General features: G+C 70.6%; 21 protein-coding genes and 2 tRNA genes. 19 read left to right on the top strand and 4 right to left on the bottom strand.

Features of this window, described 5'->3' with window-relative positions:
* Positions 1-116, top strand: a 116-nt coding sequence (locus RIM90_RS20865) for a zinc finger domain-containing protein (protein ID WP_309062258.1), incomplete at its 5' end; no start/stop codon positions are given.
* Positions 117-136: 20 nt separating this feature from the next.
* Here RIM90_RS20865 and RIM90_RS20860 read toward each other — a convergent pair.
* The gene (locus tag RIM90_RS20860; RefSeq protein WP_309062257.1) at positions 137-1,423 is read right to left on the bottom strand and encodes a GNAT family N-acetyltransferase; all 1,287 of its coding nucleotides are present in this window, start codon (positions 1,421-1,423) and stop codon (positions 137-139) included.
* A 162-nt stretch (positions 1,424-1,585) separates the two neighbouring features.
* Here RIM90_RS20860 and RIM90_RS20855 point away from each other — a divergent pair, with 162 nt between their 5' ends.
* A complete protein-coding gene (locus RIM90_RS20855; RefSeq protein ID WP_309062256.1) occupies positions 1,586-2,764 on the top strand; it encodes a PP2C family protein-serine/threonine phosphatase in 1,179 nt (392 codons plus the stop codon).
* A 35-nt stretch (positions 2,765-2,799) separates the two neighbouring features.
* Positions 2,800-3,315 (top strand): HD domain-containing protein, encoded by a 516-nt coding sequence (locus tag RIM90_RS20850; RefSeq protein ID WP_309062255.1) that lies wholly within the window; start codon positions 2,800-2,802, stop codon positions 3,313-3,315.
* On the opposite strand, the gene RIM90_RS20845 is transcribed toward RIM90_RS20850, so the two are convergent.
* Complete coding sequence (locus tag RIM90_RS20845; protein ID WP_309062254.1) at positions 3,312-4,499, bottom strand: acyltransferase family protein; 1,188 nt, start codon at positions 4,497-4,499, stop codon at positions 3,312-3,314. The two genes, RIM90_RS20850 and RIM90_RS20845, sit on opposite strands and share 4 nt — an antisense overlap.
* Positions 4,500-5,124: 625 nt before the next feature.
* On the opposite strand from RIM90_RS20845, the gene RIM90_RS20840 reads away from it, so the two are divergent.
* Positions 5,125-5,319, top strand: coding sequence for a hypothetical protein (locus RIM90_RS20840; RefSeq protein WP_309062253.1), 195 nt, complete (start codon positions 5,125-5,127; stop codon positions 5,317-5,319).
* A gap of 439 nt (positions 5,320-5,758) precedes the next feature.
* On the opposite strand, the gene RIM90_RS20835 is transcribed toward RIM90_RS20840, so the two are convergent.
* Positions 5,759-5,829 (bottom strand) — tRNA-Gly (locus tag RIM90_RS20835).
* A gap of 183 nt (positions 5,830-6,012) precedes the next feature.
* On the opposite strand from RIM90_RS20835, the gene RIM90_RS20830 reads away from it, so the two are divergent.
* The 6 genes from RIM90_RS20830 (at position 6,013) to RIM90_RS20805 (ending at position 11,447) form a co-directional block, all read left to right on the top strand.
* A tRNA-Pro gene (locus RIM90_RS20830) sits at positions 6,013-6,089 on the top strand.
* A gap of 174 nt (positions 6,090-6,263) precedes the next feature.
* Positions 6,264-7,661, top strand: a complete 1,398-nt coding sequence (tig, locus tag RIM90_RS20825; protein ID WP_309062252.1) for a trigger factor — start codon at positions 6,264-6,266, stop codon at positions 7,659-7,661.
* A 441-nt stretch (positions 7,662-8,102) separates the two neighbouring features.
* A complete protein-coding gene (locus tag RIM90_RS20820; protein WP_031114129.1) occupies positions 8,103-8,708 on the top strand; it encodes an ATP-dependent Clp protease proteolytic subunit in 606 nt (201 codons plus the stop codon).
* A gap of 112 nt (positions 8,709-8,820) precedes the next feature.
* Entirely contained in the window at positions 8,821-9,501 is a 681-nt protein-coding gene (locus RIM90_RS20815; protein WP_004988122.1) for an ATP-dependent Clp protease proteolytic subunit, read from the top strand.
* A 190-nt stretch (positions 9,502-9,691) separates the two neighbouring features.
* On the top strand, positions 9,692-10,978 hold the full coding sequence (gene clpX, locus RIM90_RS20810) for an ATP-dependent Clp protease ATP-binding subunit ClpX (RefSeq protein WP_159532719.1): 1,287 nt from the start codon (positions 9,692-9,694) through the stop codon (positions 10,976-10,978).
* Between the two features lie 199 nt (positions 10,979-11,177).
* Positions 11,178-11,447, top strand: a complete 270-nt coding sequence (locus RIM90_RS20805; protein WP_309062251.1) for a hypothetical protein — start codon at positions 11,178-11,180, stop codon at positions 11,445-11,447.
* A gap of 69 nt (positions 11,448-11,516) precedes the next feature.
* Here RIM90_RS20805 and RIM90_RS20800 read toward each other — a convergent pair whose 3' ends face one another.
* A complete protein-coding gene (locus RIM90_RS20800; RefSeq protein WP_309062250.1) occupies positions 11,517-12,464 on the bottom strand; it encodes a hypothetical protein in 948 nt (315 codons plus the stop codon).
* Between the two features lie 137 nt (positions 12,465-12,601).
* Between RIM90_RS20800 and RIM90_RS20795 the strand changes: the two genes are divergently transcribed.
* The 9 genes from RIM90_RS20795 to mrdA all read left to right on the top strand — a co-directional run.
* Positions 12,602-15,253 carry a valine--tRNA ligase gene (locus tag RIM90_RS20795; RefSeq protein WP_309062249.1) on the top strand — a complete coding sequence of 884 codons (2,652 nt, stop codon included), beginning with the start codon at positions 12,602-12,604 and terminating at the stop codon, positions 15,251-15,253.
* 150 nt (positions 15,254-15,403) lie between these two features.
* The gene (locus RIM90_RS20790; RefSeq protein ID WP_309062248.1) at positions 15,404-16,453 is read left to right on the top strand and encodes an acyltransferase; all 1,050 of its coding nucleotides are present in this window, start codon (positions 15,404-15,406) and stop codon (positions 16,451-16,453) included.
* 55 nt (positions 16,454-16,508) lie between these two features.
* Positions 16,509-18,020: a folylpolyglutamate synthase/dihydrofolate synthase family protein gene (locus RIM90_RS20785; RefSeq protein ID WP_309062247.1), complete on the top strand. Its 1,512-nt coding sequence runs from the start codon at positions 16,509-16,511 to the stop codon at positions 18,018-18,020.
* 6 nt (positions 18,021-18,026) lie between these two features.
* Entirely contained in the window at positions 18,027-18,377 is a 351-nt protein-coding gene (locus tag RIM90_RS20780) for a DUF4233 domain-containing protein (protein ID WP_309062246.1), read from the top strand.
* A 65-nt stretch (positions 18,378-18,442) separates the two neighbouring features.
* The gene (ndk, locus tag RIM90_RS20775; RefSeq protein WP_309062245.1) at positions 18,443-18,856 is read left to right on the top strand and encodes a nucleoside-diphosphate kinase; all 414 of its coding nucleotides are present in this window, start codon (positions 18,443-18,445) and stop codon (positions 18,854-18,856) included.
* A gap of 316 nt (positions 18,857-19,172) precedes the next feature.
* Positions 19,173-20,192, top strand: coding sequence for a rod shape-determining protein (locus RIM90_RS20770; protein ID WP_028422119.1), 1,020 nt, complete (start codon positions 19,173-19,175; stop codon positions 20,190-20,192).
* A gap of 150 nt (positions 20,193-20,342) precedes the next feature.
* Entirely contained in the window at positions 20,343-21,284 is a 942-nt protein-coding gene (mreC, locus tag RIM90_RS20765) for a rod shape-determining protein MreC (protein WP_309062244.1), read from the top strand.
* Positions 21,285-21,297: 13 nt separating this feature from the next.
* Complete coding sequence (gene mreD, locus RIM90_RS20760) at positions 21,298-21,966, top strand: rod shape-determining protein MreD (protein WP_309062243.1); 669 nt, start codon at positions 21,298-21,300, stop codon at positions 21,964-21,966.
* Between the two features lie 115 nt (positions 21,967-22,081).
* Positions 22,082-23,567: penicillin-binding protein 2 (mrdA, locus tag RIM90_RS20755; RefSeq protein ID WP_309062242.1), on the top strand; the 1,486-nt coding region annotated here is incomplete at its 3' end.

Below are 23,567 nucleotides of genomic sequence, written 5' to 3'. Positions count from 1 at the left end.
AGGTGTACGTCTACCGCAGGGCCGACCTGGCCTGCCACATCTGCGGCGGCGAGATCCGCACCGCCGATCTCGCCGCCCGCAACCTCTTCTGGTGCCCCACCTGCCAGGCCACCTGAGTCAGGCCACCGCCCGGCGGTCAGAACCCGTGCGGCAGCCACGGTGCCGCGCCACCGCTGCCGAACGCCAGGGACGCCTCCGCCAGCGCCCCCTGCCGCACCTCGCGCACCCGGCCGGCCGCGGCCAGCGCCCCCAGGCCCACCCCGCCGAGATACGCGGCGCCCAACTCCCGCACGGACAGGGCGAGATCCGCCGCGTCCTCGGTACGCTCGCAGGACGCCCCCTTCGGGTCCCCGCTCAGCCGCCAACGCCCCGTGTTCCAGGGGCAGAACGCGTCCTCCACCTCCAGCACCACGTCCACCGGCGCCTGGTACGTCCGCGCCCGGAGCGCCGCCCCGACGTCGACCAGCCGCACGTACAGCGCGTCCCGCAGCGTCGGCCGGCACCGCCGGACGTCCGACACCATGTACTGCCAGCCCTCGTCGACCGGCCGCCCCCGTGCCACCAGCGTCGACGTCAGGTCGATGTCGAACAGGAACCGCCACAGGGCCGCGTCCGCCGCCGGATCCAGCGCGTCCAGGGCGCTCAGGATCACCGTGCCGTCCGGCCCGGCCGGCCCCCAGCCCGGCTTCACCCGGAACCGCGCGTACCCGACCGTCTCGCCGTCCCGTTCGGCGACGACGCACTGCAGCGGCGACGCCCCGTCCCGGTCGCTCTCCGGGTCGAGCACCCCCAGCCGCTCCCAGCCGGGCCGGCGCTCGAGCATCCCCGGCCGCCGCGGCACCAGCCGGGCGTAGACCGCCTCGCAGGCGTCGAGCACGTCGGCGGGCGCCGCGTACCGCAGCCGTACGTCGTCGGTGCCGGCCGGCACCGACAGGCCCGCGCGCCGGGTGTCGATCTCGGCGTTGACCTGGAAGCTCGCCGCCCCGTACCCGAACCGGCCGTAGATCGCCGGCTCGGACGCCGTGAGCACCGCCAGCGGCTCGCCCCAGGACCGCACGTCGTCCAACTGCCGCCGCATCATCGACGTCAGCACCCCGCGCCGCCGGTGCGTGGCGGCCACGCTGACCATGGTGACGCCCGCCGCCGGTACGGACGCGCCCCCGGGCACGGTCAGCCGGAACGAGAACGCGCCCGCCGTCCCCACGCACGCGTCCCCGTCCCAGACGGCCAGGAAGCGGTCGAACTCGGTCAGCGCGTTCCACAGTTCCCGTTCCTCGGGGGCCTCCTCGACCCCGCCGAAGGCGCGGAGCAGCGTCGCGTACGCCTTGTCCCACTCGTCCGGTTCCAGGGTCCGCAGCGAGGTCCCGAAGTCCGCTGAGCCGTCGGTCACACCGCTCGTCCCGCTCGTGCGCTCGTTCGCCATGAGCCATGCCTACCAGGGCGGGGCGGGACGGGCGAAGGAATTTCTCCCGGGCGGCCACGCGACGGCGTCCGGTGAAGTTCACTGTGAAGTCGGTCCCCGGACGGGGGACAACCAGGACCTCCCGTGCCAAGCGGCCGGTCCGATGGATAGGGTCCCGAACTAATGGCAGCAGGACGACAGCGGCGCGCGGAAGCCGACACGTTCACGGCCCGGTTGAAGAAGCAGTGGCACCGGGCCCGCGTCGGCGTGCGCCGGGCCGCCGTCGACTACTTCCGCGGGGACGGCTCGGACTGGATCGCGCTCGCCGGACTGCTGCTGACCGTCCCGCTGATCACCGCCGGGACACTCGCCAACTCCGTGTGGTGCGCGCCGGCCGCGCTGGTCGTCCCGATCGTCGCCGGCGGCCTGCTGCTGCGCCCGGCCAGCCTGCTCGGCCTGTACGCGGCGGCGGCGACCGCGCTGATCGTGGAGTCCGTGCGACTCGGCCCCTACACCGAGGGCGCGGCCCGGGTCACGCCGGGCGTGGTCCTCGTCGTCGCGGCCTGCGGACTCTTCGGGTTGCTCGTCGCCCAGTTCCGCAGCCGGGTGGGCGTGCCCTGGCGGCGCGGCGGCACCATGCTGTTCGACCTGCGCGAACGCATCCGGGTGCAGAGCAAGCTGCCCAAGCTGCCGGACGGCTGGCACCGGGAGATGGCCCTGCGCCCGGCGGGCGGGCAGTCGTTCTCGGGCGACTTCGTGGTCGCGGCCCGGACGAACGGCGGGCGCACCCTGGAGGTCGTGCTGACGGACGTGTCCGGCAAGGGCATGGACGCCGGTTCGCGCGCCCTGCTGCTGTCGGGCGCCTTCGGCGGTCTGCTCGGCAGCCTGCCGCCGCACGGCTTCCTGCCGGCCGCCAACGGCTATCTGCTCCGCCAGGAGTGGGAGGAGGGCTTCGCCACCTCCATCCACCTGGTCCTCGACCTGGACTCCGGCGACTACGAGCTGTACTCCGCGGGCCACCCGCCGGGCCTCCAGCTCAGCGCGGGCAGCGGCCGCTGGGAGGAGAAGGCGGCCGACGGCCCCCTGCTGGGCGTGTACGACGGCGCCCAGTTCGACCCGGTGAAGGGCACGTTGCGCCCCGGAGACGTGCTGATGCTGTTCACGGACGGCCTGGTGGAGACCTCCGACCGGGACATCGTCGAGGGCATCGACCGGCTCACCGGCGAGGCCGACCGCTATGTCGCCGGCGGCTTCCACGGAGCCGCCTGGCACCTCATCGAGGCGGTGGCCAAGGACGTCAACGACGACCGCGCCCTGCTGCTGATCTGCCGCGAGGGCCCCACGGCGGCCGCGTCCCGCTGACCCTCCCGCCCCCGCCCGCGGGGCACACTGGGCGGGTGACCGAGACACCGCGCGCCCCGCTGACCCCGGCCGAGGCCGAGACCGTCGCCCGCGCCGCGCACGCCGGCCAGACCGACAAGGCGGGCCGGCCGTACGCCGAGCACCTGCGCGCCGTCGCCGAGGGCGTACGGCGACGCGGCGGCGACGAGGAGCAGATCGCGGCCGCCTGGCTGCACGACGCCGTCGAGGACGGCAGGCTGTCGGACCAGTGGCTCGAGGAGGCCGCGCTGACCCGGCGGACCAAGGACATCGTCCTCGCGGTCACCAAACGGCCCGGGGAGCCGCCCGAGGCGTACGCGGCCCGCATCCTCACCACCCCCGGCGCGCTGCTGGTGAAGGAGGCGGACCTGGCCCACAACGCCGACCCGGCGCGTCTCGCCGTACTGGACGAGGCGACCCGCACCCGGCTGACCGAGAAGTACACGCGGATGCGCGCACTTCTCGGTCTCGTGGCGGGGGAGCGAAGCGAGGGGACGGAGGGACCGGACGGACGGACTGGACGGACGGACTAGACGGACACCTTCTCGCGGGTCTCCCGCTGCTCCCGCCGTTCGCGCTCGCGGGCCGGTTCGGCGGCGTCCCGCTTGAACGCCCACTCCATCCTCGGCTCCATCACGCACCGGAACACCCGCCGCACCGGCTTGGTGCACAGCAGCGTCACCATGACGGCCGCGAGGACGCTCACGGCGATCTCACCGAGCGGACCGTGCAGCGCCGAGTGCTCGAACCAGCCCTGGAAGTCGCCGGCCTTCACCACGAAGCCGTGCAGCAGATAGCCGTAGAGCGTGCCCGCGCCGAGTGCGGTGAACCACATGTGGCGGCCCGGCACCCAGGCGAAGAAGCAGGCGGTCAGCAGCAGCGAGCAGCCGAACAGGGCGAGCACCATGACCGGACCGGCCCACCACGGCGCGCCCAGCTCCTGCGCGGCGTCGCGGTGGTAGAACCACGCGGTGTTCATCCGCGGTACCGCCCACCAGCCGACGATCAGCGCCGCCGCGAACACCGGCACCGAAAGGATCCGCACCGACCGGCGGCGCACCCTGTGGAAGTGCTCGGGCCTCATGCACAGACCGAGCACGAAGTACGGCAGGAACTGCAGGACGCGCTGCAGGTCCAGGTCGTCACCGATCTCCGGGGTGACGCTGGCCAGCATGGCGAACCCGAGCGCCAGCGGCAGCGGGTGCCGCACCGCCTTCCAGATCGGCGTGGTCAGCCGCCACACGAACAGCGCGACCAGGAACCAGGTGAGATACCAGGGGTCGAGGAGGCTGATCTCCTGGTGCGGGTCGTCGTCGACGAACCGCTTGAAGAGGGGATAGGCGGTCTCGAAGACGATGTACGGAACGGCGACGCCGGTGATCAGCCGCCGCAGCCGGTCGGGGCGCATGTCGAAACTGCGCGAGAAGAAGCCGGAGATGATGATGAAGGCCGGCATGTGGAACGCGTACACGACCGTGTACGCGGCTTCGAGGGTCCGGCTGTCGCCCTTGAGGGGCTCCCAGGCGTGGCCGACGGCCACCAGCACGATCGCCAGGTACTTGGCGTTGTCGAAGAACGCGTCGCGCTGCTTGCCGGAGGGGGAGGGCCGGTCGTTCCGCTGTGTCTTCGCGCGCGGGCTCGGCACTCCGGACGCCGGCGACTGTGCCGGGGGGAGCGGCGTTCTGCGGTTGCCGTACGGTCGCAGCGAGTTCGTCACTGACCCTCCCGGCAGGAACTCGGGGAGAGGATCGGTGAGCTCGCTGCGCTTGCGGGGGACGAGGCAGCGTGGAACATCTGAGGCACCCTAGCGTTCTCCCTGGCTATTCGTAAAACGCCCGGCGTCTTTCCTGGTTATTCACCTCGGATGCCCCGGATTCGGGAAAGCGCGCGATGTCGTCGGCGTGACGGCCAACACATCGCCCTGATAAGGGAACCACCCGCCGCACAGGCCGTACTTGTCACGATTGTTCCGGACTAAACCGTGCATAAGACCAGCAGGCGACTCCGGTGCGATGCCCTGCTTCGTTCCCCCTTGTTCGCCGTGCTCGCGCGCTCGTCGGGTCATCTGCGGCGACAATTCGAATTAGTGGCGAACGCATTGTGTGGGGATGGAAACGATCCGGTCGAATTCCCTGTGCGGGTGGTCCCTCGAATTGCCGTGCGACACCGCGTCGTTGGCCCGTGGGGGCGGGTGGGCGCGGGGAGTCCGGCCGCCGCCGGGCGGACGATGTGTCAGCCGCCGCATAGGGGGGCCCGGTTGGTGGCACGATGGTTCTGGCGGGGTGCGCGGGGTCGCGTCGCCCGGGCCGGGGAAGCGGAACCGACCGAGGGTGTGATCAGTTGTGGCCATTTCACTGTCCGTGGTGCTGCTGTTGGCGGTCATCCTGGTGGTGCTGCTGAGAGGCGGCTCCCTCAAGCCCGGTCCGGCGGTCGTCGCGGTCCTCTTCGGCTTCTTCCTCGCCTCGACCGGCATGGCCGACGACATCCAGCGGTTCCTGAACTCGATAGCCGAGACGATCAACTCGATCCAGTTCTAGGCCCGCCCCGGCCCTCGCCCCCGCCGCGCCTCGTCCCCGACGGCCGGAGCGGTCCGTGAACCGGGGGCGTACGGGAGGGCGCCGCGGGACCCGGTCCCGGCGGGGGCGGACGGCCACCGCGCCGAGGACCGCCTCGGCCCCGACGGCCCGGGGGGCGGCCCACCCCGGGCGCCCGCCCTCAAGGCCGTCCGTGATCAATGCGCCGACGCTTCCCACTGCCCCGAGGGCGCGGGAGGTCCCCCGTGGGTGCGGGAGGTCCCCGTCCCCCCGGACGGCCACCCCCTCCGCGCCGGACGCAGCCCCGGCGCCCGCGTCCGCGGCACCCGCCCCGTCCGGCCCGCGTGGCGCGCATCCGCGACCTGTGAGCGGGCGACCGCTTCGGAAAACGACCGGGGCCGGGCCGGAGGACTTCTCCTCCGGCCCGGCCCGGACCATCCAGAGCGGGCGACGGGAATCGAACCCGCGTAGCCAGTTTGGAAGACTGGGGCTCTACCATTGAGCTACGCCCGCACAGCACGCGCCGCAGGTCGGGTGACCGCGGCACTGACAGGCATCGTAGCGGGTAGTGCCCCCTCGTCGCACACCCCATTCCCGCCGCACCCCCGCTCCCGCCGCGCCACCGGCGCCGCACCGCGCCCGGGAAATGCGGCGGAAGGACCGCCCGGCGGCATGTACCCTACGTCTCGCACCAGACGGGGTGTGGCGCAGCTTGGTAGCGCGTCCGCTTTGGGAGCGGAAGGCCGTGGGTTCAAATCCCGCCACCCCGACCAGTCACCCGGCGATCACCCTCCGGTGATCGCCTTTGGGCGCCGTAGCCGCTGCCGTTACTATCAAGCTGCACGCCCGTGTCTCTCAGCGTCTGATGAAGTCCTCCGGGCGGCGCATCAGCCGGGCCGTTCTGGTTCCGGCGGAAACCGAGAAGTCAGCCACAAGGAGACCGAACCGTGAAGAGCGCCGTGGAGACCCTGAACCCGACCCGGGTTCGGCTCACTGTCGAGGTGCCCTTCGAGGAGCTCAAGGACAGCCTCGACGCGGCGTACAAGAAGATCAACCAGCAGGTCACGGTGAAGGGCTTCCGCAAGGGCAAGGTCCCGGCCCGGGTCATCGACCAGCGGTTCGGCCGCGGTGCGGTGCTGGAGGAGGCCGTCAACGACGCCCTCCCGAAGTTCTACACCGACGCCGTCAACGAGGCCGAGCTGAGCCCGCTGGGCCAGCCCGAGGTCGACATCACGGAGCTGAAGGACGGCGAGACGCTGAACTTCACCGCCGAGGTCGACATCCGTCCCGCCATCGAGATCCCGGACTACTCCGGCATCGAGGTCGAGGTCGACGCCGTCGAGGTCACCGACGAGGACGTCGAGAAGTCGGTCGAGCAGCTCCGCGAGCGCTTCGCCTCCACCACCCCGGTGGAGCGCGCCGCCGAGGACGGCGACGTCGTCACGATCGACCTGGAGGCCAAGGTCGACGGCGAGGTCCTCGAGGACGGCATCGCCAACGGTGTCTCCTACACCATCGGCTCCGGCGAGCTGCTGGACGGCATCGACGACGCCGTCAAGGGCCTGTCCGCCGGCGAGGAGGCCACCTTCACCTCCGAGCTGAAGGGCGGCTCGGCGGCCGGCCGGGAGGCCGAGGTCACCGTCAAGGTCACCCAGGTCGCCAAGCGTGAACTGCCCGAGCTGGACGACGAGTTCGCGCAGCTCGCCTCCGAGTTCGACACCCTCGAGGAGCTGCGGGCGGACAGCCGCAAGCGCCTGGAGAACATGAAGCAGTACGACCAGGCCACGCAGGCCCAGGAGCGCGTCCTGGAGAAGCTGCTCGAGCTGGTCGAGGTCCCGGTCCCCGAGAAGCTGCTCGAGGACGAGATCAACACCCGCAAGCACAACCTCGAGCACCACCAGCTCGGCCAGATGGGCCTCACCCTCGACAAGTACCTGGAGATCCAGGGCAAGACCGCCGAGGAGTTCGAGACCGAGACCCGCGAGGCCGCGATCAAGGGCATCAAGACCCAGTTCGTGCTCGACGAGCTCGTCAAGCAGGAGAAGCTGAACGTCAACCAGGAGGAGCTCACCGAGCACCTCATGCGGCGCGCGGCCTCCTCCGGCATGTCCCCCGACCAGTTCGCCCAGGCGGTCGTCGAGGGCGGCCAGGTTCCGCTCCTGGTCGGCGAGGTCGCCCGCGGCAAGGCCCTGGCCGTCGTGGTCGAGAAGGCCACGGTCAAGGACACCAACGGCGAGATCGTCGACCTCGAGGACGAGGACGAGGACGAGACCACGGACGCCGCCGAGGCCGAGGCCACCGAGGCCTCCGCCGAGGAGAAGGCCGAGGAGAAGACCGAGGGCTGATCCCCGCGGCACCTCAGACGTGCGCATGACGGGCCCCGGGTGCATCGCGACCCGGGGCCCGTCGTCCTGTCACGCGGACGCGGACCCGTGTCGCCCTGCGGCCGGGCCGGTGGGCGGGCGGCGCCGCGTGAGCGCGGACGGTCGCGGGTACCCGGCGACCGCGCGCAGCCGGCGGCCACGGGCGACCGGCGACCCCGCGCATCCGGCCGCCGCCCGCCCACCGGCGCGGCCACGGCGGACGGGCGGCGGCGCCCACCCCGCGCTACGCCCCCGGCGAACACCCCCCGCTGCGGGATTCCCCGAAGGGACCCGCGCGTTAGGGTCCATGAATACGAGGGCAGGGGAGTCCCCGAGCACCGCCGGACGGCCCCAGCCCCGGCAGAACACGTGAGACGGCCCGGCGCCGTCGTAAGACGAGCAGGTGGATACGTGACGAATCTGATGCCCTCCGCCGCCGGCGAGCCTTCCATCGGTGGTGGCCTCGGCGACCAGGTCTACAACCGGCTGCTCAACGAGCGGATCATCTTCCTCGGCCAGCCGGTCGACGACGACATCGCGAACAAGATCACCGCACAGCTGCTGCTCCTTGCCTCCGACCCGGACAAGGACATCTACCTGTACATCAACAGCCCCGGCGGCTCCATCACGGCCGGCATGGCGATCTACGACACCATGCAGTACATCAAGAACGACGTGGTGACGATCGCCATGGGCCTGGCGGCCTCCATGGGCCAGTTCCTGCTGAGCGCCGGCACCCCCGGCAAGCGCTTCGCGCTGCCCAACGCCGAGATCCTGATCCACCAGCCCTCCGCCGGCCTGGCCGGCTCGGCCTCGGACATCAAGATCCACGCCGAGCGGCTGCTGCACACCAAGAAGCGCATGGCCGAGCTCACGGCCCAGCACACCGGCCAGACGGTCGAGCAGATCACCCGCGACTCCGACCGTGACCGCTGGTTCGACGCCTTCGAGGCCAAGGAGTACGGCCTCATCGACGACGTGATCGCCACGGCCGCCGGCATGCCGGGCGGCGGCGGCACCGGGGCCTGAGCGGCCCCACGGAGCCCTCGCGGCCCCGTGGACCCCACCGGGCCCCGCCCAGGGCCCGGCGACAGCCCCAGCAGCCCCAGCCGACCGCCTCAGCCCCTTCTCAGGAGACACCGTGAACGACTTCCCCGGCAGCGGCCTGTACGACCGCACGCGCGCCGAGTACACCGGCCCCGCGGCCGAGTCCCGCTACGTCATCCCGCGTTTCGTCGAGCGCACCTCCCAGGGCATCCGCGAGTACGACCCGTACGCGAAGCTCTTCGAGGAGCGCGTGATCTTCCTCGGCGTCCAGATCGACGACGCCTCCGCCAACGACGTCATGGCGCAGCTGCTGTGCCTGGAGTCGATGGACCCCGACCGGGACATCTCGGTCTACATCAACAGCCCCGGCGGCTCCTTCACGGCGCTCACCGCGATCTACGACACGATGCAGTACGTGAAGCCGGACATCCAGACGGTCTGCATGGGCCAGGCGGCCTCCGCCGCCGCCGTCCTGCTGGCCGCCGGCACGCCCGGCAAGCGCATGGCGCTGCCCAACGCGCGCGTGCTGATCCACCAGCCGTACAGCGAGACCGGCCGCGGTCAGGTCTCCGACCTGGAGATCGCCGCGAACGAGATCCTGCGGATGCGGACGCAGCTGGAGGAGATGCTGGCCAAGCACTCCACCCGGCCGATCGACAAGATCCGCGAGGACATCGAGCGCGACAAGATCCTCACGGCCGAGGACGCGCTGCAGTACGGCCTGATCGACCAGATCATCACCACCCGGAAGATGGACAACGCCAGCCTGCGCTGACGCGGGATTCTTCGGGAGGCTGTATCGTCTGCCGCCCCTTGGCACGGTTTGACGCGATTCACGTCAAAGCGAACCGTGCCAAGGGGGGCCCGAACGGGGGGCTCGGCAGGGTACCGTCGGACATAAGGCAGCACCAGGAGCCGCCGGACGTTGACGTCCGGGCGTCTCCCAGGCGAAGGGGAAGCACACCGTGGCACGCATCGGTGACGGCGGCGATCTGCTCAAGTGCTCGTTCTGCGGGAAGAGCCAGAAGCAGGTCAAGAAGCTCATCGCAGGGCCCGGTGTGTACATCTGCGACGAGTGCATCGATCTCTGCAACGAGATCATCGAGGAAGAGCTCGCCGAGACCAGCGAGGTCCGCTGGGAGGAGCTGCCCAAGCCCCGCGAGATCTACGAGTTCCTCGAGGGGTACGTGGTCGGCCAGGAGGCGGCCAAGAAGGCGCTCTCCGTCGCGGTGTACAACCACTACAAGCGCGTCCAGGCCGGCGAGAACGGCGGTGCCCAGGGCCGCGAGGACGCCATCGAGCTGGCGAAGTCCAACATCCTCCTGCTGGGCCCCACGGGCTCCGGCAAGACGCTGCTGGCCCAGACCCTGGCCCGCATGCTGAACGTCCCCTTCGCGATCGCCGACGCGACGGCGCTCACGGAGGCGGGGTACGTCGGCGAGGACGTCGAGAACATCCTGCTGAAGCTGATCCAGGCGGCCGACTACGACGTCAAGAAGGCCGAGACCGGGATCATCTACATCGACGAGATCGACAAGGTCGCCCGCAAGAGTGAAAACCCGTCGATCACGCGCGACGTCAGCGGCGAGGGTGTCCAGCAGGCCCTGCTGAAGATCCTCGAAGGCACCACGGCCTCGGTACCGCCGCAGGGCGGCCGCAAGCACCCGCACCAGGAGTTCATCCAGATCGACACGACGAACGTCCTGTTCATCGTGGGCGGTGCCTTCGCGGGCCTGGAGAAGATCATCGAGGGCCGGGCCGGCGCCAAGGGCATCGGCTTCGGCGCGCAGATCCGCTCCAAGCGGGAGCTGGAGTCCAAGGACCAGTTCGAGGAGGTCATGCCGGAGGACCTGGTCAAGTTCGGCATGATCCCCGAGTTCATCGGCCGCCTCCCGGTCATCACCTCGGTCCACAACCTCGACCGCGAGGCCCTGCTCAAGATCCTCGTCGAGCCGCGCAACGCCCTGGTGAAGCAGTACCAGCGCCTGTTCGAACTCGACGGCGTGGAGCTGGACTTCGAGCGCGAGGCCCTGGAGGCCATCGCCGACCAGGCCATCCTCCGCCAGACCGGGGCCCGCGGCCTGCGCGCCATCATGGAGGAGGTCCTCCAGGGCGTGATGTACGAGGTCCCGTCCCGCAAGGACGTCGCCCGCGTGGTCATCACGGCGGACGTGGTCCTCTCCAACGTCAACCCGACCCTGATCCCGCGCGACGCCCGCGGCCGGGGGCCGGGCGAGCAGAAGACGGCGTAGCGATCGCCCAACTTCTGAAGAGGGGTCCGGCACTGGAGAGTGCCGGACCCCTCTTCAGTCTTCCGGAATCCGAAGGAGCCGGATCACGCCACATTCGCGACCATCCCTGGTGAGCGGAAGCAGCTTCGTGATCTGTTGATCCCGACCGCATCGATTGCCAGTTCGGGCAATGGGTGGAATGAGGACGGGAGAAATCCGCATGAAGCTCCTGAAGGCCAAGAGGCTCTTCGTGGCGGCCGGTGTGGCCGCGGTGGCCGGAGTGGTGCCGCTGCTGACGGCCACGACGGCCAGTGCCGACCAGATCGACTGCGTGAACTACTTGGCCGCCAAGGGGTACGCCATCGGTCCGAAGGTCAGGGCGGCGTGCGACGGTGTGGACTCGCTCGGCGAGAAGGCCGTCTGTCAGACGAAGCTCATCGCGATCCGCGTCAATCCGGCACACGCGCTTGAGGCGTGCGTCCGGGCGTGAGCGGTAGATGGAGCAGGGGGTGGGCATCCGCCGTTGCGGTACTCACCCCCTGTGGTAGGGCTCCTTGCGTCAGAGCTTGACGCGGACCTCCTTGCGGAGCTTGGCCGTGATGTCGGCCGCCTCCGCCGGGTCGGCGCTCTTGCCCGCCGCGATGTCCAGGAGGTTCATGGGCATGACCCAGCCGAGCGTGCTGTGGTCGCCCCAGATGCAGTAGGTCATCTTCATCTTCTTCGGCTCGCCCGCACCGCCGCCGGAGTTGTCGACCTCGGCCTCCTGGCACTTGACCACGGCGCCCTCCAGAGAATCCGGCTCGTACGCCTTGGGGTCACCGAGCAGGGTGACGTCCTCGTCCGCGCCGCCCTTCTGGCTTTCCTTCTCCATGTGGGCGAACATCGCGTCGATGGTCTTCTCCGGGTCGTCGATCGTGCCGTAGACGCCGGAGAACATGAGCTGCTTCCCGGCCAGCGGGTTCTCCTCGTCCTGCACCTGGTACGAGGCGCTGACGTCCTTGGCGTTCTTCACCCCCCACTTCGCGGCGTCCTCCATGTCGCTGTCCGACATGGTGCCGCCCTCGCTGTCGGCCTTCTTGTACTCGGTCAGCACCGTGTCCGGGGTTGTCAGCTTGTGCGGCCCGTCGTCCTTCACGCCGCCCGCGCCGCCGCCCCCGCCGAGGACGAAGTACGCACCCACGCCGATGGCCGCCACGACGGCCACCGCGCCGATGATGATGCCGGCCTTCTTGCCGCCACCGCCGCCCGGCGCCGGGGGCTGGGGCGGCATGCCGTACGGGGCCTGGCCGTAGGGGGGCTGCTGGCCGTACGGGGGCTGCTGGGGCGGGACGCCCGGGCCGGGCTGCTGCGGGTAGCCGTAGCCGGGCTGGCCGGGCGGGGGAGCCTGCTGGGGGTAGCCGTAGCCGGGCTGCGGAGCCTGCGGCTGCTGGCCGTAAGGACCCGGCTGGCCGTACGGTCCGGGCTGCTGGGGCTGCCCGCCGTACGGGCCCGGCTGGTTGTAGCTCATTACTGGGTTCCCCTCCAGATGCTTACGTGTCGTTGACATCCTGGCTCAGGAGGGAAGGGTTCAGGCCACCGGGGGTCGCACCGTTACAAAGGAATCGCGTTTCGGGACTGGGTCGTGACACCCCTAAACTGACCCCCGTGACCGAGAACACTCAGCAGCCGCAACCAGCGCCCACCACCGAACTGCCGACCCAGTACGCGCCGGCCGACGTAGAGGGGCCGCTGTACGAGCGCTGGGTAGAACGCGGTTACTTCGAGGCGGACGCGGGGAGCGACAAGCCTCCGTACGCCGTCGTCATCCCGCCGCCGAACGTCACGGGCAGCCTGCACCTCGGGCACGCCTTCGAGCACACCCTCATCGACGCCCTGACCCGTCGCAAGCGCATGCAGGGCCACGAGACGCTGTGGCAGCCGGGCATGGACCACGCCGGTATCGCCACGCAGAACGTCGTCGAGCGGGAACTCGCCAAGGAGGGCAAGTCCCGGCACGACCTCGGCCGCGAGGCCTTCGTCGAGCGGGTCTGGCGGTGGAAGGGCGAGTCCGGCGGGCAGATCTCCGGGCAGATGCGGCGCCTCGGCGACGGCGTCGCCTGGTCGCGTGAGCGCTTCACCATGGACGAGGGCCTGTCCAGGGCCGTCCAGACCATCTTCAAGCGGCTCTACGACGACGAGCTGATCTACCGCGCCGAGCGCATCATCAACTGGTGCCCCCGGTGCCTGACCGCCATCTCCGACATCGAGGTCGAGTACCAGGACGACGACGGCGAGCTCGTCTCCATGAAGTACGGCGACGGGGACGACACCATCGTCGTCGCCACCACCCGTGCCGAGACGATGCTCGGTGACACGGCCGTCGCCGTCCACCCCGAGGACGAGCGGTACAAGCACCTGATCGGCAAGCTCGTCAAGCTGCCGCTGACCGACCGGTCCATCCCGGTCGTCGCCGACGAACACGTCGACCCGGAGTTCGGCACCGGTGCCGTCAAGGTCACCCCGGCCCACGACCCGAACGACTTCGAGATCGGCCGACGGCACGACCTGCCGTCCCTCACCGTGATGGACGAGCACGCGGTCATCACCGCGCACGGCCCCTTCCAGGGGCTGGACCGGCTGGAGGCCCGCTCCGCGATCGTCGCCGCGCTGCGCGCCGAGGGCCGGATCGTCGCCGAGAAGCGGCCGTACGTCCACTCGGTCGGCCACTGCTCGCGCTGCAAGACCACCATCGAGCCGCGCCTGTCCATGCAGTGGTGGGTCAAGGTCGGTCCGCTCGCCGAGGCCGCCGGTGACGCCGTCCGTGACGGACGCGTCAGGATCCATCCGCAGGAGATGGAGAAGCGGTACTTCGACTGGGTCGACAACCTCCACGACTGGTGCATCTCGCGGCAGTTGTGGTGGGGCCACCGGATCCCGGTCTGGTACGGGCCGAACGGCGAGGTCGTCTGCGTCGGCCCGGACGAGGAACCGCCCAGCGGCGAGGGCTGGCACCAGGACACCGACGTCCTCGACACCTGGTTCTCCTCCGGCCTGTGGCCGTTCTCCACGCTCGGCTGGCCCGAACAGACCGAGTCGCTCGCGAAGTTCTACCCGAACTCCGTCCTGGTCACCGGCTACGACATCCTCTTCTTCTGGGTCGCCCGGATGATGATGTTCGGCCTGTACGCGATGGACGGCACCCCGCCGTTCCGCACCGTCGTCCTGCACGGCATGGTCCGCGACCAGTTCGGCAAGAAGATGTCGAAGTCCTTCGGCAACGCGGTCAACCCGCTGGACTGGATGGACAAGTACGGCAGCGACGCCCTCCGCTTCACGCTCGCGCGCGGCGCCAACCCGGGCATCGACGTGCCGATCGGCGAGGACTGGGTCCAGGGCTCGCGCAACTTCGCCAACAAGATCTGGAACGCGACCCGCTTCGCGCTGATGAACGGCGCGACGGTCGAGGGCCCGCTGCCGGACGCGTCGAGGATGTCGCCGACCGACCGCTGGATCCTGTCCCGGCTGAACTCGGTGGTCGCCGAGGTCGACGCGTACTACGACGACTTCCAGTTCGCCAAGCTGTCGGACGCGCTGTTCCACTTCGCGTGGGACGAGGTCTTCGACTGGTACGTCGAGCTGTCCAAGACCACGTTCCAGGCGGGCGGCGAGCCGGCCGAGGTCAGCAAGCGGGTCCTCGGCGAGGTCCTCGACGTCACGCTGAAGCTGCTGCACCCGGTGGTCCCGTTCGTCACCGAGACGCTGTGGACCACGCTGACCGGCGGCGAGTCGGTCGTCGTCGCCGACTGGCCGAAGGCCGTGTCCGTTCCTGGTGCCGACGCACCGGGCGGCTTCCGGGACACCGACGCCGAGCGGGAGATCTCCACGCTCCAGTCGGTCATCACCGAGGTCCGCCGGTTCCGCGCCGACCAGGGCCTCCAGCCCGGCCAGCGGGTCCCGGCCCGGCTGACCCTGGACGGGACGCCGCTCGCGCGGCACGAGGCCGCCATCCGCCAGCTGCTGCGCCTGCAGCCGGAGGGCGAGTCCTTCACCGCGACGGCGACCCTGCCGGTCGCCGGGGTCGAGGTCGCGCTGGACCTGTCCGGCGTGATCGACGTGGCCGCCGAGCGCAAGCGGCTCGCCAAGGACCTGGCCGCCGCCGAGAAGGAGAAGGCCCAGGCCACGGCCAAGCTCGGCAACGAGGCGTTCCTGGCGAAGGCCCCGGACCACGTGGTGGAGAAGATCCGCACGCGGCTGGCCAAGGCGGACGAGGACATCGCCCGCATCCAGACCCAGCTGGAGCGGCTGCCCGAGGCCTGACGGCCGGCACGGACCGTCCGCGGCCCCCGACCGGAGTCCTCCCGACTCCGGTCGGGGGCCGTTCACGTCGTGGTGGGTGTCCCGTAACCCGCCGACGAGAGCCTGCGGCTTCGCCCATCGCCAGGCCATGCCGTCAGGAGCACCCCCACGATGCCCCGAACCGCGCCCCCCGTCGCCGCGCTGCCCGCCGGACCGACCGCGCAGGGCAGACCCGGCCGGGACCGGCGGTACGACATCGACCTCCTGCGCGTCGTCTGCACCGCCGCCGTCGTCCTGGTGCACGCCTCCGCCGAGTTCCTCGACGCGGGCCACCGCACGACCGGCGTCCTCGGCGACTCGGCCGGCCGGTTCGCCGTGCCCGCGTTCTTCGCGATGGCCGGCTGGGCCGCCCTCGCCGGCTCACCGGTGCGCGGCGAGGCCCAGCTCCTCACCCGGCTCGGGCGGATCCTGCGTCCGATGGCGGTGTGGACGGCGGTCTACCTCCTCTGGCAGTACGTGTCCGGGCCGCCCCTGAACGGCGGCGCCAAGGAGGCGCTGCGGGCCCTCTTCGGCTCCGTGGAGGCCGCCTTCCACCTCTGGTACCTCTACACCTACGTACCGCTCCTCCTGCTCCTCGGCGTCGCCGTGCTCGTTCTCGGACAGCGCGCCATGCCCCGCTGGTCGCTGTTGCTGCTCACCGCGTTCGCCGTCGCGCCGGCGGTCACCGGGGACGCACGGACCCTCACCGGGCTGCCGCTGCCCGCCTGGGACTGGAGCGTGTCGCTGTCCTCGCTGGGGTACGCGGTGGCGGGTGCCGCCCTGCTCGCCGCTCGGCGGCGCGGCCCGCGTCCGCTGTGGCTCGCGGGCGCGGTGGTCGCACTCGTCGCCCTCACCCTGTACCAGCTCACCGTGCGGCACCCCGCCGCGTACGGGAGCGCGGCGGTGGCCGCGCTGACCTTCTCCGTGCTCGGCGCGGTGGGCGGGGTGCGGGTGCCGGAGGGGGCGCGGGCGGCGCTGGTGCGGCTTTCGGACGCGTCGTTCGGGACGTACCTGGTGCATCTGCTGTTCGTGATGCTGCTGGTCAGGCCCGTCGCGCAGGGACTGCCGCACGGGTTCTGGGCGCCCGTGGCGCTCGCCGTGACGGCGGCGGCCGCCACCGCGCTGTCCTTCGCCGCGAGCGTCCTGTGGGGGCGGCTGAGGATGCGGAAATGGCTCGGCTGACGCGGGATCCGGGGCCTGCCGGGCACCGCCCGGGCCGCTCCGTAGACTGGGGATCGTGAGCGAGCGCCCAGAATCAGCAGGTCCCGACCCGGACGACTCCTTCGAGGAGATCATCGCGGCCGAGACCGACCGCGACCCCGACCTCGCGGTGATCGAGGCCGGCAGCCGTACCCTGCGCACCCAGGGCGGGCCGCCGCAGGCCGACGTGCCCGCGCGGCCGGAGGACCCCGAGGTGGACAGGGCCCTGCGGGAGGTCGAGGGGGAGCTGGCGACCCGCTGGGGCGAGACCAAGCTGGAGCCCTCGGTCGCCCGCATCTCCGCGCTGATGGACGTCCTGGGCGAGCCCCAGCGCTCGTACCCCTCGATCCACATCACCGGCACCAACGGCAAGACCTCCACCGCCCGCATGATCGAGGCCCTGCTCGGCGCCTTCGAGCTGCGCACCGGGCGGTACACCTCGCCGCACGTCCAGTCGATCACCGAGCGGATCAGCCTCGACGGGGCGCCGGTCTCCGCCGAGCGGTTCATCGAGACGTACCGGGACATCAAGCCGTACGTCGAGATGGTCGACTCCCAGCAGGAGTACCGGCTGTCCTTCTTCGAGGTGCTCACCGGCATGGCGTACGCCGCCTTCGCCGACGCGCCCGTGGACGTGGCGGTCGTCGAGGTCGGCATGGGCGGCAGCTGGGACGCGACGAACGTGATCGACGGGAGCGTCGCCGTGGTGACGCCGATAGACCTCGACCACACCGACCGGCTCGGCACCACGCCCGCGGAGATCGCCACCGAGAAGGCCGGCATCATCAAGCGCGACGCGACGGTGATCATGGCCCAGCAGCCGGTGGACGCGGCGCAGGTGCTGCTGAAGAAGGCCGTCGAGGCGGACGCGACCGTGGCCCGGGAAGGGCTGGAGTTCGGCGTCGTCGCCCGGCAGGTCGCCGTCGGCGGCCAGCTGGTCACCCTGCGCGGACTCGGCGGGGAGTACGAGGAGGTGTACCTCCCGCTGCACGGCGCCCACCAGGCGCACAACGCGGCCGTGGCGCTCGCCGCCGTGGAGGCGTTCTTCGGCGTCGGCGCCCAGCGCGCCGAACCGCTCGACATCGACACCGTGCGCAAGGCCTTCGCCGCCGTCGCCTCACCGGGCCGGCTCGAGGTCGTACGCCGGTCGCCGACCGTCGTCCTGGACGCCGCCCACAACCCGGCGGGCGCGCGGGCGGCGGCCGAGGCGATCGGGGAGGCCTTCCAGTTCAGCCGGCTGGTCGGTGTCGTCGGCGCGAGCGGCGACAAGAACGTGCGCGGGCTGCTCGAGGCGTTCGAGCCGGTCTTCGCCGAGATCGTCGTCACCCAGAACTCCAGCCACCGCGCGATGGACGCCGACGAGCTGGCGGGAATCGCCGTCGAGGTGTTCGGCGAGGACCGCGTCCAGGTCGAGCCCCGGCTGCCCGACGCCCTGGAGGCCGCGATCACGCTGGCCGAGGAGGAGGGCGAGTTCGCGGGCGGCGGTGTGCTCGTCACCGGTTCCGTCATCACCGTCGGTGAGGCCCGACTGCTCCTGGGGAGGGGCTGAGATCCCGTGCGTACGCTCTGCGCTTCGACGCTGATCGGCGAGTTCTTCATCATCGGCTTCGCCGGACTGGTCGCGATGAAGGAGCCGGACCTGTCCATGGGCACCGTGTGGACCGTGTGCGGCATCGCCATGTTCCTGTGCGTGGCCCTGTGCGGGATGATCACCCGGCCCGGTGGCGTGGCCCTCGGCTGGGCGCTGCAGATCGCCCTCGTCGCCTCCGGCTTCTTCGTCCCGATGATGTTCTTCCTGGGCGCGGTGTTCGCGGCGCTGTGGTGGGCGTCGGTGCATTTCGGGCGGAAGGTGGACGAGGCGAGGGCCCGGTTCGCCGCTCAGGCCGACCAGCCTGACGCTGCGTGACGGATGTCCCGACACGCCCGGTAACCTCATCACCCCGCACAACTTGACGCACAAGGAGTTCCGCCGTGACCCAGCGCACCCTCGTCCTCCTCAAGCCCGACGCCGTCCGTCGCGGCCTGACCGGCGAGATCATCAGCCGCATCGAGCGCAAGGCCGGCTGGCGGATCACCGCGCTGGAGCTGCGCACCCTGGACCAGGACACGCTGGAGCAGCACTACGGCGAGCACAAGGGCAAGCCGTTCTACGAGCCGCTGGTGGAGTTCATGGCCTCCGGGCCGGTCGTGGCGATGATCGTCGAGGGTGAGCGGGTCATCGAGGGGCTGCGCCAACTGGCCGGTCCCACCGACCCGATCGCCGCCGCCCCGGGTTCGATCCGCGGGGACTTCGGCGTGATCGTGCGGGAGAACCTGATCCACGCCTCCGACTCCGAGGAGTCCGCCGAGCGCGAGGTGAAGATCTTCTTCCCGGGCCGCGCGTAACCGGGCGCATAACGATCACGTCGCGGCCGCGCACGGCGTCTTTGGTCTGTCTTGGCTGCCTGTCGGAGGGTCTGGGGGCTTTGCCCCCGGACCCTTTTTTGGCATATGCGCGGCGTTCGGGGGAACGGATGCCCCCGATGGCCCGTCTCCACAAGCAGCGGGAGGCGTCATCGGATGACAATGGCGAAGACCCTCGCGCAGTGTTCGCGAAGGCGCGTCTACCATGGAAGCCTTCACGTCACAGCACCCACCTCGCCGACCTGAAAAGCCCTCAAAAGCTCGTGGGGAGGCCAGACGAATCCTGATGGGGAACTCAATGTCGTTCATCGGCCGTGACATGGCTGTCGACCTCGGGACCGCCAACACGCTGGTGTACGTCAGGGGTCGTGGGATCGTACTCAACGAGCCGTCCGTCGTCGCGATCAACACCAACACCGGTGGGATCCTCGCGGTCGGTGCCGAAGCGAAGAAGATGATCGGGCGCACGCCCGGCAACATCGTTGCCGTACGTCCGTTGAAGGACGGCGTCATCGCCGACTTCGAGATCACCGAGCGGATGCTCCGCTACTTCATCCTGAAGATCCACAAGCGGAGGTACCTGGCTCGTCCGCGGGTCGTCGTCTGTGTGCCCTCGGGCATCACCGGCGTCGAGCGCCGCGCCGTCATCGAGGCGTCGTCCCAGGCCGGCGCCCGACAGGTGCACATCATCGAGGAGCCCATGGCCGCGGCCATCGGCTCCGGCCTGCCGGTCCACGAGGCCACCGGCAACATGGTGGTGGACATCGGCGGCGGCACCACGGAGGTCGCGGTCATCTCCCTCGGCGGCATCGTCACCGCCCAGTCCATCCGCGTCGCGGGCGACGAACTGGACAACGCGATCATCCAGCACGTCAAGAAGGAGTACTCCCTCCTGCTGGGTGAGCGGACGGCCGAACAGATCAAGATCACGATCGGTTCGGCGTACGACCTGGACACCGACGAGCACACCGAAATCCGCGGCCGGGACCTCGTCTCCGGGCTGCCCAAGACGGTGGTCATCTCCGCCGCGGAAGTGCGCAAGGCGATCGAGGAACCCGTCAACGCCATCGTCGACGCCGTCAAGACGACCCTCGACAAGTGCCCGCCGGAGCTGTCCGGCGACATCATGGACCGGGGCATCGTCCTGACCGGCGGCGGAGCGCTGCTGCGCGGTCTGGACGAGCGGCTGCGCCGGGAGACGGGCATGCCGATCCACATCGCCGAGGACCCGCTGGACAGCGTGGCGCTCGGCTCCGGCAAGTGCGTCGAGGAGTTCGAGGCGCTCCAGCAGGTGCTGGACGCCCAGCCGCGCAGATGACACAAGTCTTCGATTCCGCCGTACGGGACGATCTTCTTCCGTACGGCGGATCGTTGATATAGAGACATAGGCTCCCCCTGACGCCTCCGCATATCTGAACAAACCGACATCCCATACCCGTTCTCGACGAGGAAGGCACGGCCGCCGCACGTGAGGGACACACGAGAGAGCCGGCTGCTCCTGGTGCTGCTGATCGCCATCGCGTTCGCACTGATCACGGTGGACATCCGCGGCGGGGAGGATTCACCGGTCGACGGTGCCCGGCAGGCCGCGGCGACGGTCTTCGGCCCCATCGAGAACGGGGTGTCGGGCGCGGTCGACCCGATCGGCAACGCGGTCTCCGCGGTCCGCGAGTCCGGCGACCGCCACGACCGGATCGCCGAACTCGAGCGGGAGAACGCCGCGCTCAAGGCCGAACTCGGCAGCGACGACCGCAACCGCAGCCGGCTGAGGCAGCTCGACAAGATGCTGAAGACCGCCGGACAGGGCCAGTACGGCATCAAGGGCGCCCAGGTCATCGCCATAGGAGCCGCCCAGGGCTTCTCCTGGACCATCACCATCGACGTCGGTGCCGACGACGGCATCAAGCGCGACATGACCGTCCTCAACGGCGACGGACTCGTCGGCCGCGTCACCACCGTGGGCCCGAACACCGCCACCGTGCTGCTCGCCAGCGACCCCGACTTCACCGTCGGCACCCGCATGGAGGCCACCGACGAACTCGGCTTCGCCTCCGGCCAGGGCGACCGCCCGCTGCGCGTCGAACTCCTCAACGGCAAGGCCGAGGTCGAGAAGGGCGACCGCCTGGTCACCTTCGGCTCGCAGGCCGACAAGCCGTTCGTGCCCGGCGTCCCCGTCGGCGTCGTCTCCCGCGTCGACCCCTCCGGCGGCGACCTCACCCGCACCCTCTACGTCACCCCGTTCGTCAGCTTCAGCAAGCTCGACGTCGTCGGCGTCGTCGTGAAGGCCCCCGAGAAGGACCCGCGCGACACGGTGCTGCCGGAGAAGCCGAAGCCGACGCCCACGCCGACCGTGACGGTGACCGTCACGCCCTCCGCCCCTGCCGACGGCCAATACCAGCAAGAGCAGTAGGAGTTGTCACCCCATGCGCGTCAACCGGATCCTGCTCTCCAGCTCGCTGATCGTCGTCGCCCTGGTGATCCAGGTGAGCGTCCTCGCCCGCCTCCACCTCCCGGGCGCCGTCCCCGACCTGCTGCTGCTCACCGTCCTCGGGCTCGCCCTGGTCTACGGCCACGTCGGCGGCGCCCTCGTCGGCTTCGCCGCCGGACTCCTCGCCGACCTCGCCCCGCCCGCCGACCACGCCGCCGGCCGCTACGCCCTCGTGCTGTGCGTCATCGGCTACCTCGCCGGGCTCGTCAAACCCGAGAGCGGCCAGGTGAAATCGGCCACCGGCCCCATGGTCGTGGTCGTCGCCGCCGCGCTCGGTTCCACCCTGCTCTACGCCGGCGTCGGCGCCCTCGTCGGCGACACCGCCGCCCGCCATGTCGGACTCGGCGGACTGCTGTTCACCTCCGCGCTGTACGACCTGCTGCTCGCCCCGTTCGTCGTCCCCGGCGTCATGGCCCTGGCCCGGCGCGCCGAGAACGACCCGCTCGCCGAGACGAACTCCCCCAAGGCCGGCGACATCTCCTCCGGCTGGCTCTCCGGCGGCACCGGACTGCGCATCGGCGGGCAGCGCGGCGGCCTGCGGGTGAAGGCGGCCCGGGCACGGGTGGCCCGCGCCGGACGCATCAAGGGGGTCAAGCGCCTGTGACCTCGCCGAACTTCACCCGAACGGGTGGGCGACGACGGAACCCCGCCGCACGGGACGGCCGTTCATCACTCGTATCCGCACACATGTGCGCGCACGGAGAGGAGGAGCAGACCGCGTGACCAACATCCCCGAGACCGGCCGCAGTCCACGGGTCCAGATCCGGCTCGTCGTCATCCAGGTCCTCGTCCTCTCCCTCCTCGGCACCCTCGGCGGACGCCTGTGGTACCTCCAGATCCGCGAGGGCGACCAGTACGCCAAGGAGGCCTCCGGCAACCACGTCCAGCAGGTCGTCCAGCCCGCGGTCCGCGGCTCCATCCTGGACGCGCGCGGCGTCCCCCTCGCCGACAACGAGACCCGTCTGGTCGTCTCCGCCTCCCGCACCGACCTCCTGAAGATGAAGGACGACGGCGAGGCGGTCCTCACCAAGCTCGCGGGCGTCCTCGGCATGACCCCCAAGGAGGTCATGGAGAAGGTCCGGCTCTGCGACGCCGAGACCCCCCAGCCCTGCTGGAACGGCTCGCCGTACCAGCCCATCCCCATCACCGACGAGGCCACCCCCAAGCAGGCCCTGCAGATCCGCGAACGCGCCGAGGACTTCCCCGGCATCACCGCCGAGCCGCAGGCCCTGCGCCGCTACCCGAGCCCCGGCAAGGCCAACACCGCCCAGGTCCTCGGCTACCTCTCGCCGGTCACCGACGAGGAGATCCAGAAGGCGCAGGACACCAGCTCGCCCTACCTGCGCTCCGACATGGTCGGCCGCTCCGGCCTGGAGCGGCAGTACGACAAGCAACTGCGCGGCAAGGCCGGTGTCACCCGCTACGAGGTCGACAAACTCGGCCGCGTCATCGGCCAGGCCCGGTCCGACCCCGCACAGCCCGGCGCCAACCTCGTCACCAGCATCGACGCCCGTGTCCAGCGCATCGCCGAGTACGAGCTGAACGAGGCGATGAAGGCCGCCCGCAAGGAACACGACCGCAACACCAACCGCAACTACGAGGCCGACTCCGGAGCCGTCGTCGTCATGGAGGCCAAGACCGGGCGCGTCGTCGCCATGGCCTCCAACCCGACCTACGACCCCAACGCCTGGGTCGGCGGCATCTCCGCCAAGGACTACGCCGCTCTCACCGGCAAGAATTCCAACTACCCGCTGCTCAACCGCGCCATCCAGGGCCAGTCGGCACCCGGCTCCATCTTCAAGGTCATCCCGACCGCCGCCGCGATCAACGCCGGCTACTCCTTCGACGGCCCCTACAACTGCTCCAGCTCGTACTCCATCGGCGGCCAGGTCTTCAAGAACTTCGAGTCCCAGAACCACGGCGCGATCAGCCTCGGCCGCGCCCTGGAGGTGTCCTGCGACACCGTCTTCTACCGCCTCGCCCACGAGGAGTGGAAGCGCGACGGCGGCAACAAGCCGAAGAAGAACCCCGCCGACTGGTTCTACAAGACCGCCCACCAGTTCGGCCTCGGCGAGAAGACCGGCATCGACCTGCCCAACGAGGTCACCGGCCGCGTCCCCGACCGCCAGTGGAAGCTGGACTACTGGAAGGCCAACAAGGACGCCTGGTGCAAGACCGGCAAGAAGGACGGCAGCTACGCCGAGC

Origin of the sequence: Streptomyces sp. (assembly GCF_031181555.1) — a bacterium.
Lineage (GTDB): Bacteria > Actinomycetota > Actinomycetes > Streptomycetales > Streptomycetaceae > Streptomyces > Streptomyces fimbriatus.
The sequence above is the reverse complement of the archived record's forward strand: the minus strand, read 5'-3'. Positions and strand labels throughout refer to the sequence as shown.

Bases quoted from the DNA above. Each gene is read 5' to 3' on its own strand.
- RIM90_RS20860 (WP_309062257.1), bottom strand. From the start codon at position 1,423: ATGGCGAACGAGCGCACGAGCGGGACGAGCGGTGTGACCGACGGCTCA.
- RIM90_RS20805 (WP_309062251.1), top strand. From the start codon at position 11,178: ATGAAGCTCCTGAAGGCCAAGAGGCTCTTCGTGGCGGCCGGTGTGGCC.
- RIM90_RS20800 (WP_309062250.1), bottom strand. From the start codon at position 12,464: ATGAGCTACAACCAGCCGGGCCCGTACGGCGGGCAGCCCCAGCAGCCC.
- RIM90_RS20820 (WP_031114129.1), top strand. From the start codon at position 8,103: ATGCCCTCCGCCGCCGGCGAGCCTTCCATCGGTGGTGGCCTCGGCGAC.
- RIM90_RS20770 (WP_028422119.1), top strand. From the start codon at position 19,173: ATGTCGTTCATCGGCCGTGACATGGCTGTCGACCTCGGGACCGCCAAC.
- RIM90_RS20790 (WP_309062248.1), top strand. From the start codon at position 15,404: ATGCCCCGAACCGCGCCCCCCGTCGCCGCGCTGCCCGCCGGACCGACC.
- mreD (WP_309062243.1), top strand. From the start codon at position 21,298: ATGCGCGTCAACCGGATCCTGCTCTCCAGCTCGCTGATCGTCGTCGCC.
- RIM90_RS20855 (WP_309062256.1), top strand. From the start codon at position 1,586: ATGGCAGCAGGACGACAGCGGCGCGCGGAAGCCGACACGTTCACGGCC.